The following is a 16,916-nucleotide window of genomic DNA, read 5'->3' on the forward strand; positions in this document are numbered from 1 at the left end:
GCCAGCACCGACCACATGCACGGCAGGGAGGCCGCTGATGGGAACGCAGAAGTCGAACGAGCAGCCGCAGGAGCAGACGCACACCGGGCGGCGTGCGCTCCTCGGCGCTGCCGTGCTCGGCGCGGGCGGAGCCGTCCTCGGTCTGTCCGGCACGGCGAGAGCCGATGCGCGTCATGGAGGCCGAGGAATGAAGAGCCTGCCCGTGCCGACGATCGTCGCCCACCGCGGCGCCAGCGGCTACCGCCCCGAGCACACCCTCGGCTCCTACCAGCTGGCCCTCGACATGGGCGCCGACATCGTCGAGGCCGGCGACCTGGTGCCCACCAAGGACGGTCATCTCGTGTGCCGGCACGAGCCCGAGATCGGCGGAACCACGGACGTCGCCGACCACCCCGAGTTCGCCGACCGCAAGACCACCAAGGTCCTCGACGGCGTCTCCGTCACCGGCTGGTTCACCGAGGACTTCACCCTCGCCGAGCTGAAGACCCTGCGCGCCACCGAGCGCATCCCGGCCAACCGCCCGCACAACACCCTCTACAACGGCCGCTGGGAGATCCCCACCTTCGAAGAGGTGCTCCAGTGGCAGGACCAGCAGACCCGGGCGCGCGACAAGCAGGTCTGGATCTACCCCGAGCTCAAGCACCCCACGTACTTCCGGGGGCTCGGCCTCTCCCTGGAGGAGCGGGTCGCCAAGCTGCTGCGCAAGTACCGCAAGGACCGCTGGAACTCGCCGGTCATCCTGCAGTCCTTCGAGCCGACCAGCATCCAGCGCCTGCACAAGCTGGTCGACAACCCGCTCGTCGTGCTGCTGTCCGACGCGAGCAGCCGCCCCTGGGACTTCGTGGAGCACGGTGACCCGCGCACCGTCGCCGACCTGATCAAGCCGGCCGGCCTGCGCGAGATCGCCTCCTACGCCCAGGGCATCGGCCCCACCCTCGACCTGATCATCCCGAAGGACAGCGCCGGCCGCCTCACCCGGCCGACCACCCTCGTCGCCGACGCCCACAAGGTCGGCCTCAAGTTGCACCCCTGGACCCTGCGCAACGAGAACCCGTTCCTGCCCGCGAACTTCCGCAAGGGCACCGACGCGGACGCCTACGGCGATGTCTTCGGCGCCTACAAGGCGTACTTCGCCACCGGCATCGACGGCATCTTCACCGACCAGCCGGACACCGGTCTGCTGGCCCGCGAGGACTTCGTCAACAACTGAACCATCCCCACCCCGGTCGGGGTGACAGTCGGCAGCCCGGGCAACCCACCGCCCGGGCGGCCGCGTCGTGCCGCATATGACGCACGACCTGCTCATCTCCCTGCGCCCCCTGCTCACCGCCGAGGCATCCGCCGAGGCACACGCCGCCGGCACCGAGCCCGGCGACCTGGAACAGGCGGTCTGGCTCCGCCTCCTGGAACTCCTCGACGCCGACGGTCCGCCCAGCGACCCCGAGCGCTGGCTGCGCCGCGCCGTGCGCTTCGAGGCCCGCCGCTCCCGTCGTACGACCCGGCGCGAACGGCCGTACGACACCGAGCCCGCCGACGAGACCGCCCACACGCCCGAACAGCTCGCCGTCACCGCGGCCCGCGCCCGGGCCCTGCGCGCGGCGGTGCGCCGACTGCCCGGCCGTTGCCCCGCCCTCCTGGAAGCCCTGATGTCCCCCAACGACCTCACATACCGGGAGATCGCGGGGGAGTTGGGTATCTCACAGGGGAGTCTCGGGCCGGAACGTTCCAGATGTCTGGGATGTCTGCGGCGATTGCTGGCCTCGGAGGTTGCGGCTCGCGGAGCACGGGGATAGGAGTGAGGGACAACAGGCAACAGGTGAGCGGGAGGCGTGCACACATGGGCATGAGCGTGATCATCTCCGAGGCGACCGACCAGGACGTCGAGCAGATCTTCAAGCTGCAGTACCTGTGCTTCCAGAGCGAGGCGGCGCTGTACGGCAACTACCGCATCGACCCGCTCGTCCAGCCCCTCGATTCGGTCCGTCAGGAAGTCGCGGAGGACTGCGTCTTCGTGGCCCGGCTCGGCGACGAGGTGGTCGGCTCGGTGCGCGGCACGATCACCGAGGACGGCGCGGCCTCCATCAGCCGCCTCTGCGTCCATCCCCGCCTCCAGGGCCACGGCATCGGCGCCCGCCTCCTCGGCGCGGCGGAGTCGGCCCTCGCGCAGCAGCGCGGCGCCAAGAAGTTCCGCCTCCACACCGGCCACCGCAGCGAGGGCAACCTCCGCCTGTACCGCAAGGTGGGTTACGAGACGGTGGGCACGTCAGAGGGCACGGACGGCGTCCCGATGGTCGTACTCGAAAAGCAGGCAGGCCCGTACGCCACAACGGCGTGAGGTGACGTCCCTAAGGGGCGCGGGGAACTGCGCGATCAACCACAACGCACCCGCACCCGCCGACAACGCTCAACCAGGCTGCTCGGCCCGCGCCCTCCGCAACCAGAACATCGCAGTGACCGGCAAAAGCACGGGAATGAACAAATACCCCATGCCGAAGTCGGACCACACAGTCGCGTCAGGAAACGCGGACGGCTCCACCAACGTCCACGTACCCACCGTCAACACCCCGAGCAGCTCGGCCCCGCAGCACACCAACGCCGCCCGCCGCGCCGTCTCCCCACCCCGCACCAACGAGTACGTGATGAACCCGTACACGACACCGGCAAGCGCCGACAGCGAATAAGCCAGCGGCGCCTTGTCGAACTCCGTCGCGATCTGAAACACGGATCGCGACACCGCCCCGACGACCATCACGCCGTACAGCCACACCAGCAGCATCCCGGGCCCGCTGATCAGCCGGGACTGCGTCGCGCTCGCCACCTCAGCCTCCCCAGATGTCATAGAGCCGCACCTCCAGGACAGCCAGCACCACACCGCCGGCGGCAACCGTCACCGAACCCCACTTGGAGCGCTCGGCCAGCGACATGAACCCCGCGGCCGGGACGCACGCGAACGCCCCCAGCAGATACGCCACGAAAATGGTCGTCCCCTGCTCCGGCCGCTCGCCGCGCGCCAGCTGCACCACGCCGACCACCAGCTGCAGCAAGGCCAGCACCGACACCACGGCCATCCCGATGAAGTGCCAGTCCTTGGTCGGCTCGTCACGGTACGCGGCCCACCCGCACCACGCGGCAAGCAACAGCGCGGCGACCCCGGTCGCCACCGTCAGGGCATCAAGCATGCAGCGACCCTAATACGGGCCAAAAGGCCTGATGCGGCCGCCCCCGGGGTGCCCCGTAGGGTCGAGGGCATGAAGATCCACGCGCAAGCCCTCCTGTTCGACAACGACGGCACCCTCGTCTCCTCCCTCGAATCCGTCCACCGCTGCTGGACCAGCTGGGCGGGGGAGTACGGCATCACCGCGGAGCGCTTCGCGCAGGTCGAGTTGCACGGCCGGACCGCCGCCGAGATAGCCGCCGACCTGCTGCCGCCCGAGATCGTCCCGGAGGCCGTCGCGCGGATCGAGATGCTGGAGGTGGCGGACGTACCCAACGGCGGCGTGCGCCTGCTCCCCGGCACGTACGACTTCCTCACCGCCCTGCCCGCCGACCGCTGGGCCGTCGTCACCTCGGCCACCCGCCGCCTGGCCGAGGCCCGCCTGGACGCCGTCGGCATCCTCCCCAAGACCCTGATCGCCGCCGACGACGTCACCCGCGGCAAGCCCGACCCCGAGCCCTACCTGCTCGCCGCCCGCGAACTGGGCGTCGACCCGGCCGCGTGCGTCGTCTTCGAGGACGCCCCCGCCGGACTGAGGGCCGGCCGCGCCGCCGGGATGACCACCGTGGCCTTGGCCACAACCCACCCCGCCCACGAGCTGACCGCCGACCTGGTGGTCGAGGACCTGTCGGCCTTGTCCGCCCTGGTCACCGCCGACGGCGTGGAGATCTCCACCCGGGACTGACGACTGTCCACCGCTGTCCGCAATGCGGACAGCGGTTCTTGGTCGGCTTCATACGTCTGCTTTACTGATCGCATGACCACGACGAGCAGCCGCATCCCTGCGACCGAGGCGACCATGACGCCCGGTGCTCGCTGTATGTGTCGTCGAATGTGCGCCTTCTAGAGGGCCCCTGCATCTCTGAGCCTCGCGCCCCGAAGCGAGCCGCCGTGGCATGTCCGTACGCCGTCCGCCGTACGTGACCCAGCTTCCCCCACTGCCTGAACGGCGTGGGGGACCCCCATCGCGCACCTCTTAACCTCCGTACCAGGGCACACCCACGCCCGCGTACTCGACAGTGACGGAACCCACGTGATCACCACCTCGGGCCTGACCAAGGTCTACCGCTCCCGCGGCCGCGAGGTCACCGCCCTCGACGGCGTCGATCTGCACGTCCGCGAAGGCGAGGTGTACGGCGTCATCGGCCAGTCCGGCGCCGGCAAGTCCTCGCTCATCCGCTGCGTCAACCTCCTGGAGCGCCCCACCTCCGGCACGGTCACCGTCGCCGGCCAGGACCTCACCGCCCTCGCCGGGCGCGGCCCGCGCGCCGGCCGGGAACTCCGCCGCGCGCGCAGCCGGATCGGCATGGTCTTCCAGCACTTCAACCTGCTGTCCTCCCGGACAGTGCAGGACAACGTCGAGCTGCCGCTGGAAATCCTCGGCACATCGGGGAAGGAACGTTCCCGCAAGGCACTTGAGCTGCTCGACCTGGTGGGTCTGGCGGACAAGGCCAAGGCCTACCCCGCCCAGCTCTCCGGCGGCCAGAAGCAGCGCGTCGGCATCGCCCGCGCCCTGGCCGGTGACCCCAAGGTGCTGCTCTCCGACGAGGCCACCAGCGCCCTCGACCCGGAGACCACCCGCTCGATCCTGAAGCTGCTGCGCGACCTGAACCAGCAGCTCGGCCTGACCGTCCTGCTCATCACGCACGAGATGGACGTCGTCAAGAGCATCTGCGACTCGGCCGCCCTGATGGACAAGGGCCGCATCGTCGAGTCCGGCACGGTCAGCGAGCTGCTCGCCACCCCGGGCTCGGAGCTGGCCGCCGCGCTCTTCCCGGTCGGCGGCGAGGCCACCGGCGACGACAGGACGGTCCTCGACGTCACCTTCCACGGCGAGTCCGCCACCCAGCCGGTCATCTCCCAGCTGGCCCGCACCTACAACATCGACATCTCCATCCTCGGCGCCGCCATCGACACCGTCGGCGGCCTCCAGGTCGGCCGGATGCGCATCGAACTGCCCGGCCGCTACGAGGACAACGTCGTGCCGATCGGCTACCTGCGCGAACAGGGCCTGCAGATCGATGTCGTCGGCGCCGAGCCGGTACTGGTCAAGGAAGGTGCCAAGTGACCTGGTCCGAGATGCAGCCCCTGCTGGAGCAGGCGTGTACCGAGACGCTCATCATGGTCGGCTGGTCCACCCTGATAGCCGTCGTCGCCGGACTTCCCATCGGCGTGCTGCTCGTCCTCACCGACAAGGGCGGCCTGTTGCAGAACACCGTGGTGAACAAGGTCATCGGTCAGATCGTGAACGTCGGCCGCTCGATGCCGTTCATCATCCTGATGGTCGCGCTGATGAGCTTCACCCGCTGGGTCACCGGCACCACCATCGGCAGCGAGGCCGCGATCGTGCCGCTGGCCATCGGCGGCATCCCGTTCTTCGCCCGCCTGGTCGAGACGGCCGTCCGCGAGGTGGACCACGGGCTCGTCGAGGCTGTCCAGTCGATGGGCGGCAACACCTGGACCATCGTCCGCAAGGCCTTGGTCCCCGAGGCGCTGCCGTCCCTGATCGCCTCCACGACGACCACGATCATCGCCCTCATCGGCTACTCCGCCATGGCCGGCACGGTCGGCGGCGGCGGCCTCGGCGACCTCGCCGTCCGCTACGGCTACCAGCGCTTCGAGACCGGCCTGATGTGGATCACCGTGGCGATCCTCGCCGTCGTCATCTCCCTCATCCAGTTCGCCGGCGACTCCGCGGCCCGCTCCCTGCACAGCCGCGGCGGCCGCTCCGGCCCCGGCCCCAAGCTCCGCCTGCTGAAGGCGAAGGAGCCGGCCGCGACCGACGTCACCAAGGTCGCGTAACCCCTGTACTCCCCGTCCACCCACGACGGGGTCGCACCACCCAGAAGGAAAGGCACTTTTCGTGCGTAACACCGCCAAGATCACCACCGCCGCCCTCGCCGCCGGAGCCCTCACCTTCGGGCTCACCGCCTGCGGCTCCTCCGACTCCGGCGCCGCCTCCACCGACGGCCCGCTCGTCGTCGCCGCCAGCCCGACCCCGCACGCCGAGATCCTCACCTACGTCAGGGACAACCTGGCCCAGCAGGCGGGCCTCGACCTGGAGGTCAAGGAGTTCACCGACTACGTCACGCCGAACACGGCGACGGAGGACGGCTCGGTCGGCGCCAACTACTTCCAGAACCAGCCGTACCTCGACGACTTCAACAGGAAGAACGGCACCCACATCGTGCCCGTCGTCACGGTCCACCTGGAGCCGCTCGGCCTGTACTCCCACAAGGTCAAGAGCGCCGACGACCTGAAGAGCGGCGCCACCGTCGCCGTCCCCAACGACACGGTCAACGAGGCGCGGGCACTGAAGCTGCTCGCCGACAACGGCCTGATCACCCTCAAGGACGGCGTGGGCAACGAAGCGACCCCCGCGGACATCACCGAGAACCCGAAGAAGCTGAAGTTCAAGGAGCTGGAGGCGGCCCAGACCCCGCGCTCCCTGGACGACGTGGACGCCGCGGTCGTCAACGGCAACTACGCCATCGAGGCCGACCTCAAGCCCGCCGGGGACGCGCTCGTCCTGGAGTCCGCGAAGGACAACCCTTACGGCAACTTCCTCGCCGTGAAGGAGGGCAACGAGGACGACCCGCGCGTGAAGAAGCTCGCCGAGCTGCTCACCTCCCCCGAGGTGAAGAAGTTCATCGAGGACGAGTACGACGGCTCGGTCATCGCGTCCTTCTGATCCTTCTGAGCGACGCCGCTTTTGTTCGCACCCGGGGTTCACTTCATCACGAAGAGTGGACCCCGGGTGTGTGGTTCAGTGCTTTCATGCTGCATGCTGGGCAGTTCAGCAGGTCCTGACGGTTCGAAGGTTACGGAGCGGCTACATGACGAGCACCTTCCCCACCATCTCCATCAGCACGGAGCGGTTGGTGCTGCGTCCCCTCGACGAGGACGACATCCCCGCCCTGGCCGAGATGATGAACGACGAGCAGGTCACGGCCTGGACGGACGTCCCCCAGCCCTTCACCGAGGCCGGCGCCCGCACCTGGATCACCGAGTACGCCCCCACCGAGCGCGCCGCCGGCCGAGGCCTCGACCTCGCCGTCACCGAGTTCCTCACCCAGCGTCTGGTCGGCATCATCCAGCTCGGCAAGACGAACTGGCATGTGCGCTCCACCGAGATGTCGTACATCATCGCCCCCTGGGCCCGCGGCGAGGGCTATGCCTCCGAGGCTGCCCTGGCCACCGCCCAATGGCTGTTCGGCGACCAGAAATTCGAACGCATCGAGCTGCGCACGGCCGCCGACAACACGGCCTCGCAGCAGGTCGCCCAGAAGATCGGCTGCATCAGCGAGGGGGTGCTGCGGGGCGCTTGCATAGCGCGCACCCGCACCGACGACGGTGCCTGGGCCGAGGTGCGCACCGACTACATCGTGTGGAGCCTGCTGCCCGAGGACATCGAGGGTGCGGGGGACCAGCTGGCCGACACGAGTGGTTTCACTTCGTACTCCGACTGGAACTGATGGCACGGGCGACGCCGCCCGCGCGGGTCCGGGCCGCACCAGGTACTCTCACGGAGCCTGCCCGCCCGCGGGCTGCCCCCGACGACCTGCGCAAACCCCCTGGAGACTGACGACGATGGCCGACCGGGTCACGGTGATCGGCTGGGACGGCTCTCCGCTGACCGCCGCGGCACGCGCCGCCCTGGGCGCCGCCACCCTGGTCGCCGGTGCTGCCCACCACCTGGCACTGCCCGAGGTGCCGCCCACGGCCGAGCGCATCCGGCTCGGCAGCCTCGCCCTCGCCGCCCGCCGGATCGCCGCTCATCGCGGCACCGCGGTGGTGCTCGCCGACGGCGACCCCGGCTTCTTCGGCGTCGTACGGACCCTGCGCTCACCCGAGTTCGGCCTGGAGGTCGAAGTCGTCCCCGCCGTCTCCTCCGTGGCCGCCGCCTTCGCGCGCGCGGGCATGCCCTGGGACGACGCCCACGTGGTCGTCGCACACCCTCGCACCCTGCGACGCGCGGTGAACGTATGCCGCGCCCACACCAAGGTCGCGGTCCTCACCTCACCCGGCGCCGGCCCCGCCGAACTCGGCCTGCTCCTCGACGGCATCCACCGCACCTTCGTCATCTGCGAGGAACTCGGCACCGCGCGCGAACAGGTCACCGTCGTCACCTCCGACAAGGCCGCCGACCACACCTGGCGCAACCCCAACGTCGTCATCGTCATCGGCGGCCCGGTCGGGGCACAGGAGGGCGGCGGCTGGATCGCCGGACGGGACCCGGGCACGGGCCCCCGCGGCTGGACCCTGCCCCCCGAGGCGTACGACGGTGAACTGGGCGAAGGCGAGACCGAGCTGCTCCGCGCGGCCCAACTCGCCCGGCTGGGGCCCCGTGTCGGCGACCTGGTGTGGGACATCGGCTGCGGCAGCGGCGCCTTCGCCACCGAGGCCGCCCGCGCCGGCGCCGCCGTCATCGCCGTCGACCGGGACTCCGGCGCCTGCGCCCGCACCGACGCCGCTGCACGCCGCTGCGCGGTCCAGCTCCAGATCGTCCACGGCACCGCCCCGCACGTCCTGGAGAACCTGCCCGAACCCGACGTCGTCCGCGTCGGCGGCGGGGGAGCGGCCGTGGTCTCCGCGGTCGCCGACCGCCGCCCGCAGCGCATCGTCGCGCACGCCGCCACCCGCGACGCGGCCGAACTCATCGGCCGTGACCTCACCGAGCACGGCTACGACGTCGAGTGCGCCCTGCTGCAGTCCGTCGAACTCGACACCCGGGCCTGGACGGAGAAGGAGCGGAGCGTCGCGTTCCTGCTCAGCGGCGTGCTGCCCAGTCGCGCGTCCTGATCCGTTGCCGTCCCCGTGATCCGGTTGTCGTACCGCGCGCGGTAGGCTGGCCGATCGTTGTACCGCACTCGGACGCCCGGCGCTTCGTCGGTCAATGTCCGGAAAGCACGCCCGTTTTGGGCTGAGTGTGGTACGGCAGAACCCGAGGACGCGCAACGTGGCGCAGTCCACAGCGGGCCGTCGCGAATGAAGCTGACGTGACGGCGGAAGGGCCGCGACAATGCCACTGAATGGCTTTGTCGCCTTTTCCGGCGGGTCGTTCGTGCCGCTGGGCACGCACGCTCGTTCTTCACAGCGGGGCGGTCGATGCGCCGTTCCGGGTGAGCTGGTCGTAGGAGCATCAACCGATGGGCGAGGGGTACGCATGACCGACACCGGCCAGGTCCCGGGCGAGGGACTGCCGGAGAACGCAGGCCTGGTGGAACAGCCGGGCGTTCCCGTTCCCGGCGCGTACACCTATGTCTCCGAGACGCCCGCCGAGGACGAAGACCTGCTGCTGCCCGGCGCGCAGGGCGCCTGGGGCAACGAGGTGGCCCCGCCCCCGCCCGAGCCGGTCGTCGAGGCCGTCCACGAACCCGGGGCGCACGAGCTGTCCGGCCGCGACAGCGGCTCGGTCGACCTGACCGGCGTCCGCCTGCCGGGCCCGACGCCGCCCCCGCCGTCACCGGCGCCCGCCTCCACGCCGCGCCGCCCGCTGCACCTGGGCCCGCCGATCCCCGACGCCTCCGCCAGCCCGGTCCGCTCCCTCGCGGACCGCGGCCCCGCGGGCGCGCCGGTACGGCAGCCGGGGCCGCCCACGACCGGGCCCGAGTACCTCGACGTCCCGCGCGTCCGCGAGATGCCGCCGCAGGCGGCGGTGCCGCAGGGCGCGGTGCCGTGGGGCGGCGCTGCCCAGGCTGCCGCGACGCAGCCTGCTCCGGTGCAGACGCCGGTGAGCGCTGAGGCGACGCCTGCGGAAACGGTTGTTCCGGCGGGGCGGGTGCACGGGCAGACCCATGTGGAGGCCCAGGCGGAGGTGCAGGCACCGGCGCTGGTGCAGGCCCAGGCCCAGGTGGAGGCGCCCGAAGCGGCGCAGGTGCAGGGCCAGGCGGAGGTGCAGGCACCGGCGCAGATGGAGGCTCAGGCCCAGGTGGAGGCGCCCGCATCGGCACAGGTGCAGGCCCACGCTGAGATGCACGTACCGGACGATGTGCAGGCGCAGGCTGAGATGCACGTACCCGCCGAGGCGCAGGCGCAGGCTGAGGCGCACGTACCGGCCGAGGTGCACGCGCAGGCCCAGAGCGAGCCGGAGCCGTTGGGTGCGGCGCAGGCCGCGGTGGCGCGGATCGCCTCGGAGGCTGTGGCGTCCGGGGCTTCCGGGCAGGGTGAGGCCTACGCCGGGGAGGCGGGGGCCGCTGCCGACCCGTCGTCCGGCCCGGACGCGGGGACCGGCGATGACGCGGCGGTTCCGGCAGATGTCCCAGCCGATGCGGGGGCCGTCGACGCGCAGCCGGTGCCGTCGGACGCCGGGGAGACCCCGGGTACCCCGGCCATCGCGGAGGAAGCGGAGCCGATTGCTGAGCCCGCGCCTGTTCCCGAGCCGGAGCAGCTTCCCGAGACCCCGGAGGGCGCGCCTGCTCACGGCGCCGAGGAAGCACCGGCTGCGGAGGCGGCACCGACCGCCGAGGAGGCACCGTCAGTCGACGTGGTGCAGGCCCAGGACGCAGACGTGGCCGAGCCCGAGCCCGCGCCCGCCGCCGAGGCCGTCCCGGCACCAGCTCCCGAGCCCGACCCCGCCCCCGAGCAGCCCGCTGCCGTGGACATGGAAGCGCAGACCGTAGCCCCGGCCGCGGACGAGCCCCTCACCCAACCGGTCCCGCACCACGCGTACATCGACCCCGAACCGGAACCCGTCGCGCCCGCCGAGGAACAGCCGCAGGACACCGCTCCCGACGCCACCCCGGCGCCCCAGCCGGAGCAGCCGCTGGGCCAGTTCGTCCCGGTGGAGGGCTCCGTGCCGACCACCCCGCACCTCGCGCCCACCCCACCGCACCCGATCGTCCTCCCCACCCAGGAGCAGCTGCCCGAGCCCCCGGCACAGCCGGAAGCCGCGCCCACGGTCCCCGCGCCCCGCGAAGCCGACCCCAAGCTCACCCCGGCCGCACCGGAAGAGACCCCAGCCCCCGAACCCGTACAACTGGTACAGAACGCGGAGGACTTGGAAACCCGGGCCGCCGACCAGGAAGACCAGGAAGACGAAGCCCAGCAACCCACGCAACACCCGAAAGAAACAAGCACAGCCCCCGCGGCAGAAGCCCCCCAGCCCACCGGCCCGGCCGCGCCCCCCTACGACGACGCCGAGCGCGAGGCCGTACTGAAGGTCATGCGCGAGCGGCGTGACATCCGCAACGGCTTCCGCAGCGACCCCATCCCGCACGAGGTGCTGCTCCGCGTCCTGGAGGCCGCCCACACCGCACCCTCGGTCGGCCACTCGCAGCCCTGGGACTTCGTCGTCATCCGCTCCGCCGAGACCCGGCGCACGATGCACGAACTGGCCATGCGCCAGCGCGACGCCTACGCCAAGTCCCTCCCGAAGGGCCGGGCGAAGCAGTTCAAGGAACTGAAGATCGAGGCCATCCTCGACACCCCGGTGAACATCGTCGTCACCGCCGACCCGACCCGCGGCGGCCGCCACACCCTCGGCCGCCACACCCAGCCGCAGATGGCCCCGTACTCCTCCGCGCTCGCGGTCGAGAACCTCTGGCTCGCCGCCCGCGCCGAGGGCCTCGGCGTCGGCTGGGTCAGCTTCTTCGACGAGCGCGAGATGGTCCGCGCCCTCGGCCTGCCCGAGCACCTGGAGGTCGTGGCGTACCTGTGCGTCGGGTACGTCGACGAGTTCCCGGAGGAGCCCGAGCTGATGCAGGCGGGCTGGTCCAAGCGCCGCCCGCTGTCCTGGGTCGTCCACGAGGAGACGTACGGCCGTCGGGCCCTGCCCGGCGAGGAGCCGCACGACCTGCTCGGCGAGACCGTCGCGCAGATCCGGCCGCTGGACGCCAAGGCGCTCGGCGAGGCGTGGGAGCGGCAGAAGCGGATGACCAAGCCGGCCGGCGCGCTCGGCATGCTGGAGATCATCTCCGCCCAGCTGTCCGGTCTGTCCCGCCAGTGCCCGCCGCCGATCCCGGAGCCCGCCGCCGTCGCGATCTTCGCGGGCGACCACGGTGTGCACGCCCAGGGCGTCACCCCCTGGCCGCAGGAGGTCACCGCCCAGATGGTGGCCAACTTCCTCGGCGGGGGAGCGGTCTGCAACGCCTTCGCCAACCAGGTGGGCGCCGAGGTGTGCATCGTCGACGTGGGCGTCGCCGCCGAGCTGCCGTCCACCCCGGGCCTGCTGCCGCGCAAGGTCCGCCCGGGTACCGCCGACATGACCACCGGCCCCGCGATGACCCGCGAGGAGGCCAAGCAGGCCATCGAGGTGGGCATCGAGACGGCCCGCGACCTGGTGGCGGCCGGCAACAAGGCCCTGCTCACGGGTGAGATGGGCATCGCCAACACCACCGCGTCCGCCGCTCTCATCTCGGTTTACACGGGCGCGGACCCGGCGGAGGTCACGGGCCGGGGCACCGGCATCAACGACGAGACCCTCGCCCGCAAGACCGAGGTCGTCCGCCGCGCCATCGAGCTGCACCAGCCGGACCCGGCCGACCCCATCGGCGTCCTCGCCGCGATTGGCGGCCTCGAACACGCCGCCGTCGTCGGCCTCCTCCTCGGCGGCGCGTCCCTGCGGACGCCGGTGATCCTGGACGGCGTCAGCGCCGGCGCCGCGGCCCTGGTGGCCCGCGCGATCGCCCCCGAGGTGCTCGCGGCCTGCATCGCGGGCCACCGCAGCGCGGAGCCCGGCCACGTGGCCGCCCTGAACAAGCTGGGCCTGCGCCCCCTGGTCGACCTGGACCTCCGCCTCGGCGAGGGCACGGGCGCGCTGCTGGCGCTGCCGCTGGTCCAGAGCACGGCCCGGGCGATGCACGAGGTGGCGACGTTCGACTCGGCGGGGGTCACCGAGAAGTAGGTCCCTGGGCCGGGTGGGCGTTCCGTCGCGCCCACCCGACCCGGGCCGTACGCTGAACGCACTCTAAAATCCGCACGTCAGGGCTGCTCCAGAGCCGTAGCACCCACCGCACGCCCGCACGAGGAGCCGCACCCTCATGGCCGAACACCCCGCCTACCCCGTAGGCCTCCGCCTCACCGGCCGCCGCGTGGTCGTCCTCGGCGGCGGCCAGGTCGCCCAGCGCCGCCTGCCCGCACTGATCGCGGCCGGCGCGGACATCCTCCTCGTGTCCCCGGCGGCCACCCCCTCGGTGGAGGCCATGGCGGACGCGGGCGAGATCACCTGGGAGCGGCGGCCCTACGCCGAAGGCGACCTCGCCGACGCCTGGTACGCCCTGATCGCCACCAGCGACCACGAGGCGAACACCCGCGCCTCGACGGAGGCGGAGCGGCACCGCGTCTGGTGCGTCCGCTCCGACGACGCCAACGCGGCGACCGCCTGGACCCCGGCCACCGGCCACAGCGAGGGCGTCACCGTCGCGATCCTCACGACCGACACCAAGTCCCGCGACCCCCGCCACACCGCCGCCATCCGTGACGCGGTCGTCGAGGGCCTGCGCGACGGCACCCTCGTCGCCCCCCACCACCGCACCCGCACCCCCGGCGTCGCCCTGGTCGGCGGCGGCCCCGGCGACCCGGACCTGATCACGGTGCGCGGCCGCCGCCTGCTCGCCGAGGCCGACGTCGTCATCGCCGACCGACTCGGTCCCCGCGACCTGCTCGCCGAACTGCCCCCGCACGTCGAAGTGATCGACGCGGCGAAGATCCCCTACGGCCGTTACATGGCCCAGGAGGCCATCAACAACGCCCTGATCGAACACGCCAAGCAGGGCAAGTCCGTCGTCCGCCTCAAGGGCGGCGACCCCTTCGTCTTCGGCCGTGGCATGGAGGAGGCCCAGGCCCTCGCCGAGGCCGGCATCCCGTGCACGGTCGTGCCCGGCATCTCCAGCTCCATCTCGGTCCCGGGCGCAGCCGGCATCCCCGTCACCCACCGGGGGGTCGCGCACGAGTTCACCGTGGTCAGCGGCCATGTCGCCCCCGACGACGAGCGCTCCCTCGTCGACTGGCCGTCCCTCGCCAAGCTCACCGGCACGCTGGTGATCCTCATGGGCGTCGACAAGATCGGCAAGATCGCCGAGACCCTCGTCGCGCACGGCAAACCCGCCGACACGCCCGTCGCCCTGGTCCAGGAGGGCACGACCGCGGCGCAGCGCCGCGTCGACGCGACGCTCGCGACGGTCGCCGAGACGGTGCGCGAGCAGGAGGTCAAGCCGCCGGCGGTCATCGTCATCGGCGAGGTCGTCAACGTAGGGCCGCAGACCTCCGCGTAACCCGGGGTAACACAACCCGTCCCGAGCCGTTGGCACCGTACGCACGACAAGGCAGTATCACCCTGTGGCCGATCTCATCACCGTCGAGGATCCCGACGACCCGCGCCTGCGCGACTACACGGGCCTGACCGACGTCGAACTGCGCCGCAAGCGCGAACCCGCCGAGGGCCTGTTCATCGCCGAGGGCGAGAAGGTCATCCGGCGGGCGAAGGACGCGGGCTACGAGATGCGGTCGATGCTGCTGTCCGCCAAGTGGGTCGACGTCATGCGCGACGTCATCGATGAACTCCCGGCCCCCGTCTACGCGGTCAGCCCCGAACTCGCCGAACAGGTCACCGGCTACCACGTGCACCGCGGCGCCCTCGCCTCCATGCAGCGCAAGCCCCTGCCCACGGCCGCCGAGCTGCTCCGGTCCGCCCGCCGCGTGGTGATCATGGAGTCGGTCAACGACCACACCAACATCGGTGCGATCTTCCGCTCGGCCGCCGCGCTCGGTATGGACGCGGTCCTGCTGTCACCGGACTGCGCCGACCCGCTGTACCGCCGTAGCGTCAAGGTCTCGATGGGCGCGGTCTTCTCCGTGCCGTACGCCCGCCTGGACACCTGGCCCAAGGGCCTGGAGTCGGTCCGCGAGGCCGGTTTCACGCTGCTCGCCCTCACCCCCGACGAGAAGGCCAGGCCGCTCGACGAGGCCGCCCCGCACCGTATGGACCGCGTGGCCCTCATGCTCGGCGCCGAGGGCGACGGCCTGTCCACGCAGGCCCTGGTCGCCGCCGACGAATGGGTCCGCATCCCGATGTCCCACGGCGTCGACTCCCTCAACGTGGGCGCGGCCGCCGCTGTCGCTTTCTACGCGGTCGCGACGGGCCGCCCGGAGCAGTAGGCCCTACGGGGACGCCTCCATCGTCGACTCGTACCGCTCGGACATCATCGCGCCCTTGTCCAGCGGCCGGTAGTCAGGCTGCACGTGCTCCTGCCACTCGCCCACACGGCCCCGCTCGTCGCCGAGTCCGCGCGCCGACCCCTGGCAGCCCTGCACCACGCCGATTCCCAGCGCCACGAGCAGCGTCACGACCACGAACACGAACAGCCGCTGCCGCAGCAGTCGCGGATTGGCCGGCCGCCGCCCGGTCCCGGAGGCCCGCGGCGCCGGACGACCGGCGGCGCCGCGCGGTGTCGTACGGCTGCCGCTGCCGGAGCGGGGCGTGTTGCGCGCCGGCGTGTTCCGCGAGTCGGGCGTGGGCCGCGCCCCCGAACGCGACGGGGTACCGCCATTGCGGGAGGGGGCACCGCCACCCCGGGCCTGAGCGCCGCCCCGTACCGGCGCGGGACCCCGCGAGGTGCCCGCACTGCGGGGCGCCGGAGTCACCGGCCCGCCCTGCTGCCGGCGCGGGGCGCGGTCCGGATAGGTGTCGGCGAGCCGCCCGGTGGGCCGGTCTGCCTCGCCGCTGCGCGGCGCGGGCGGCCGCCCCTCGATCAGGCCGTGCGCCTCACGGGCGGCGATCTCCTTCAGCCGCAGCGACAGCTCCAGAGTGCTGGGCCGCTCCTCGGGGTCCTTCGCCAGACACGCCCGTACGAGCGGAGCGAGCGCGTCCGGTACGCCGTGCAGCTGGGGCTCCTCGTGGACGACCCGGTACAGCATCACCTCCGAACTGCCGTGCCCGAAGGGCGAGTCGCCGGTCGATGCGTACGCCAGGGTGGCGCCCAGCGAGAACACGTCCGTGGCCGGTGTGACCGCGGCGCCGCGCACCTGCTCGGGCGCGAGGAAGCCGGGGGAGCCGACGGCCGTGCCGACGTGGGTGAGCGTGGAGGCCCCGGTCGCCCAGGCGATGCCGAAGTCGATGATCCGGGGGCCCTTGGGGGAGAGGAGGATGTTGGACGGCTTCAGGTCCCGGTGGACGACCCCGGCCTCGTGCACCGCGACCAGCCCCTCCGACAGCGCGGCCCCGACCGCGGCGACGTCGGCGGCGCCGAGCGGCCCCCCGTCGGCGACCTTGTCGTGCAGGGAGGGCCCGGGCACGTACTGGGTGGCGAACCACGGCCGCTCCGCCTCCAGGTCCGCCGCGACGAGCCGCGCGGTGCACCCGCCGCGGATCCGCCGCGCCGCGGAGACCTCGCGGGCGAATCGCGACCGGAACTCCTGATCCTCCGCCAGGTCGGGCCGGATCACCTTCAGGGCGACCCGCTGCCCCTTCCTGTCGGAGCCCAGGTAGACCACGCCCATCCCGCCCGCGCCGAGCCGTCTGTGCAGCCTGAACGAGCCGACGACGCGCGGGTCCTCGCGCCTCAGGCGCATCATCGCCATGTTCATCCCCGCTGCCCGGTCCGTGTGACGTGGCACAGCTTACGTTTCCGTGGCCGCCTGCGCGCAGAGGCCGCGCCCTCTCGGCCGGATGGATTGTCAGTGCCGGGTGCGAGACTTGAGGGGTGGTCAGGAAGCACGCCCACAGGGCGCCTTTGCGCCGTCCGCGCTTCCAACCACCCGTCGC

At 72.1% G+C, this 16,916-nt stretch carries 15 protein-coding genes; 12 read left to right on the forward strand and 3 right to left on the reverse strand.

Features of this window, described 5'->3' with window-relative positions; all coding sequences use genetic code 11:
- Window positions 1–37 precede the first annotated feature (37 nt).
- The 3 genes from SSP24_RS10990 (at window position 38) to SSP24_RS11000 (ending at window position 2,335) form a co-directional block, all read left to right on the forward strand.
- Complete coding sequence (locus tag SSP24_RS10990) at window positions 38–1,210, forward strand: glycerophosphodiester phosphodiesterase (RefSeq protein ID WP_141309319.1); 1,173 nt, start codon at window positions 38–40, stop codon at window positions 1,208–1,210.
- A gap of 76 nt (window positions 1,211–1,286) precedes the next feature.
- The gene (locus tag SSP24_RS10995) at window positions 1,287–1,793 is read left to right on the forward strand and encodes an RNA polymerase sigma factor (protein WP_141309320.1); all 507 of its coding nucleotides are present in this window, start codon (window positions 1,287–1,289) and stop codon (window positions 1,791–1,793) included.
- Window positions 1,794–1,837: 44 nt separating this feature from the next.
- Complete coding sequence (locus tag SSP24_RS11000; RefSeq protein WP_141309321.1) at window positions 1,838–2,335, forward strand: GNAT family N-acetyltransferase; 498 nt, start codon at window positions 1,838–1,840, stop codon at window positions 2,333–2,335.
- Window positions 2,336–2,404: 69 nt separating this feature from the next.
- On the opposite strand, the gene SSP24_RS11005 is transcribed toward SSP24_RS11000, so the two are convergent.
- On the reverse strand, window positions 2,405–2,839 hold the full coding sequence (locus SSP24_RS11005) for a hypothetical protein (RefSeq protein WP_141309322.1): 435 nt from the start codon (window positions 2,837–2,839) through the stop codon (window positions 2,405–2,407).
- Window positions 2,820–3,179 carry a hypothetical protein gene (locus SSP24_RS11010; protein ID WP_141309323.1) on the reverse strand — a complete coding sequence of 120 codons (360 nt, stop codon included), beginning with the start codon at window positions 3,177–3,179 and terminating at the stop codon, window positions 2,820–2,822. The genes SSP24_RS11005 and SSP24_RS11010 overlap by 20 nt, the downstream gene beginning before the upstream one ends.
- Window positions 3,180–3,248: 69 nt before the next feature.
- Between SSP24_RS11010 and SSP24_RS11015 the strand changes: the two genes are divergently transcribed.
- The 9 genes from SSP24_RS11015 to SSP24_RS11055 all read left to right on the forward strand — a co-directional run bounded on the left by SSP24_RS11015 (window position 3,249) and on the right by SSP24_RS11055 (window position 15,310).
- A complete protein-coding gene (locus SSP24_RS11015; protein WP_141309324.1) occupies window positions 3,249–3,899 on the forward strand; it encodes an HAD family hydrolase in 651 nt (216 codons plus the stop codon).
- Between the two features lie 348 nt (window positions 3,900–4,247).
- Window positions 4,248–5,282, forward strand: a complete 1,035-nt coding sequence (locus SSP24_RS11020) for a methionine ABC transporter ATP-binding protein (protein WP_141309325.1) — start codon at window positions 4,248–4,250, stop codon at window positions 5,280–5,282.
- On the forward strand, window positions 5,279–6,016 hold the full coding sequence (locus tag SSP24_RS11025; RefSeq protein WP_167529561.1) for a methionine ABC transporter permease: 738 nt from the start codon (window positions 5,279–5,281) through the stop codon (window positions 6,014–6,016). The genes SSP24_RS11020 and SSP24_RS11025 overlap by 4 nt, the downstream gene beginning before the upstream one ends.
- Window positions 6,017–6,077: 61 nt before the next feature.
- Entirely contained in the window at window positions 6,078–6,905 is an 828-nt protein-coding gene (locus SSP24_RS11030; RefSeq protein ID WP_141309326.1) for a MetQ/NlpA family ABC transporter substrate-binding protein, read from the forward strand.
- Between the two features lie 145 nt (window positions 6,906–7,050).
- Complete coding sequence (locus tag SSP24_RS11035; RefSeq protein WP_141309327.1) at window positions 7,051–7,689, forward strand: GNAT family N-acetyltransferase; 639 nt, start codon at window positions 7,051–7,053, stop codon at window positions 7,687–7,689.
- 115 nt (window positions 7,690–7,804) lie between these two features.
- Window positions 7,805–9,016, forward strand: coding sequence for a precorrin-6y C5,15-methyltransferase (decarboxylating) subunit CbiE (cbiE, locus tag SSP24_RS11040; RefSeq protein ID WP_141309328.1), 1,212 nt, complete (start codon window positions 7,805–7,807; stop codon window positions 9,014–9,016).
- A gap of 364 nt (window positions 9,017–9,380) precedes the next feature.
- Entirely contained in the window at window positions 9,381–13,058 is a 3,678-nt protein-coding gene (gene cobT, locus SSP24_RS11045; RefSeq protein WP_141309329.1) for a nicotinate-nucleotide--dimethylbenzimidazole phosphoribosyltransferase, read from the forward strand.
- Window positions 13,059–13,194: 136 nt separating this feature from the next.
- Window positions 13,195–14,427 (forward strand): uroporphyrinogen-III C-methyltransferase, encoded by a 1,233-nt coding sequence (gene cobA, locus SSP24_RS11050; RefSeq protein WP_141309330.1) that lies wholly within the window; start codon window positions 13,195–13,197, stop codon window positions 14,425–14,427.
- A 64-nt stretch (window positions 14,428–14,491) separates the two neighbouring features.
- Window positions 14,492–15,310, forward strand: coding sequence for a TrmH family RNA methyltransferase (locus SSP24_RS11055; RefSeq protein WP_141309331.1), 819 nt, complete (start codon window positions 14,492–14,494; stop codon window positions 15,308–15,310).
- A gap of 3 nt (window positions 15,311–15,313) precedes the next feature.
- On the opposite strand, the gene SSP24_RS11060 is transcribed toward SSP24_RS11055, so the two are convergent.
- Window positions 15,314–16,738: a serine/threonine-protein kinase gene (locus SSP24_RS11060; RefSeq protein ID WP_167529568.1), complete on the reverse strand. Its 1,425-nt coding sequence runs from the start codon at window positions 16,736–16,738 to the stop codon at window positions 15,314–15,316.
- Window positions 16,739–16,916: the final 178 nt, after the last annotated feature.

The organism is Streptomyces spinoverrucosus, from assembly GCF_006539505.1.
GTDB classification, from domain to species: domain Bacteria; phylum Actinomycetota; class Actinomycetes; order Streptomycetales; family Streptomycetaceae; genus Streptomyces; species Streptomyces spinoverrucosus.

Excerpts from the sequence above, each read along its gene's own strand:
- SSP24_RS10990 (WP_141309319.1), top strand. The coding sequence starts at position 38 with ATGGGAACGCAGAAGTCGAACGAGCAGCCGCAGGAGCAGACGCACACC.
- SSP24_RS10995 (WP_141309320.1), top strand. The coding sequence starts at position 1,287 with ATGACGCACGACCTGCTCATCTCCCTGCGCCCCCTGCTCACCGCCGAG.
- SSP24_RS11000 (WP_141309321.1), top strand. The coding sequence starts at position 1,838 with ATGGGCATGAGCGTGATCATCTCCGAGGCGACCGACCAGGACGTCGAG.
- SSP24_RS11005 (WP_141309322.1), bottom strand. The coding sequence starts at position 2,839 with ATGACATCTGGGGAGGCTGAGGTGGCGAGCGCGACGCAGTCCCGGCTG.
- SSP24_RS11010 (WP_141309323.1), bottom strand. The coding sequence starts at position 3,179 with ATGCTTGATGCCCTGACGGTGGCGACCGGGGTCGCCGCGCTGTTGCTT.
- SSP24_RS11015 (WP_141309324.1), top strand. The coding sequence starts at position 3,249 with ATGAAGATCCACGCGCAAGCCCTCCTGTTCGACAACGACGGCACCCTC.
- SSP24_RS11035 (WP_141309327.1), top strand. The coding sequence starts at position 7,051 with ATGACGAGCACCTTCCCCACCATCTCCATCAGCACGGAGCGGTTGGTG.
- cbiE (WP_141309328.1), top strand. The coding sequence starts at position 7,805 with ATGGCCGACCGGGTCACGGTGATCGGCTGGGACGGCTCTCCGCTGACC.
- cobT (WP_141309329.1), top strand. The coding sequence starts at position 9,381 with ATGACCGACACCGGCCAGGTCCCGGGCGAGGGACTGCCGGAGAACGCA.
- cobA (WP_141309330.1), top strand. The coding sequence starts at position 13,195 with ATGGCCGAACACCCCGCCTACCCCGTAGGCCTCCGCCTCACCGGCCGC.
- SSP24_RS11060 (WP_167529568.1), bottom strand. The coding sequence starts at position 16,738 with ATGAACATGGCGATGATGCGCCTGAGGCGCGAGGACCCGCGCGTCGTC.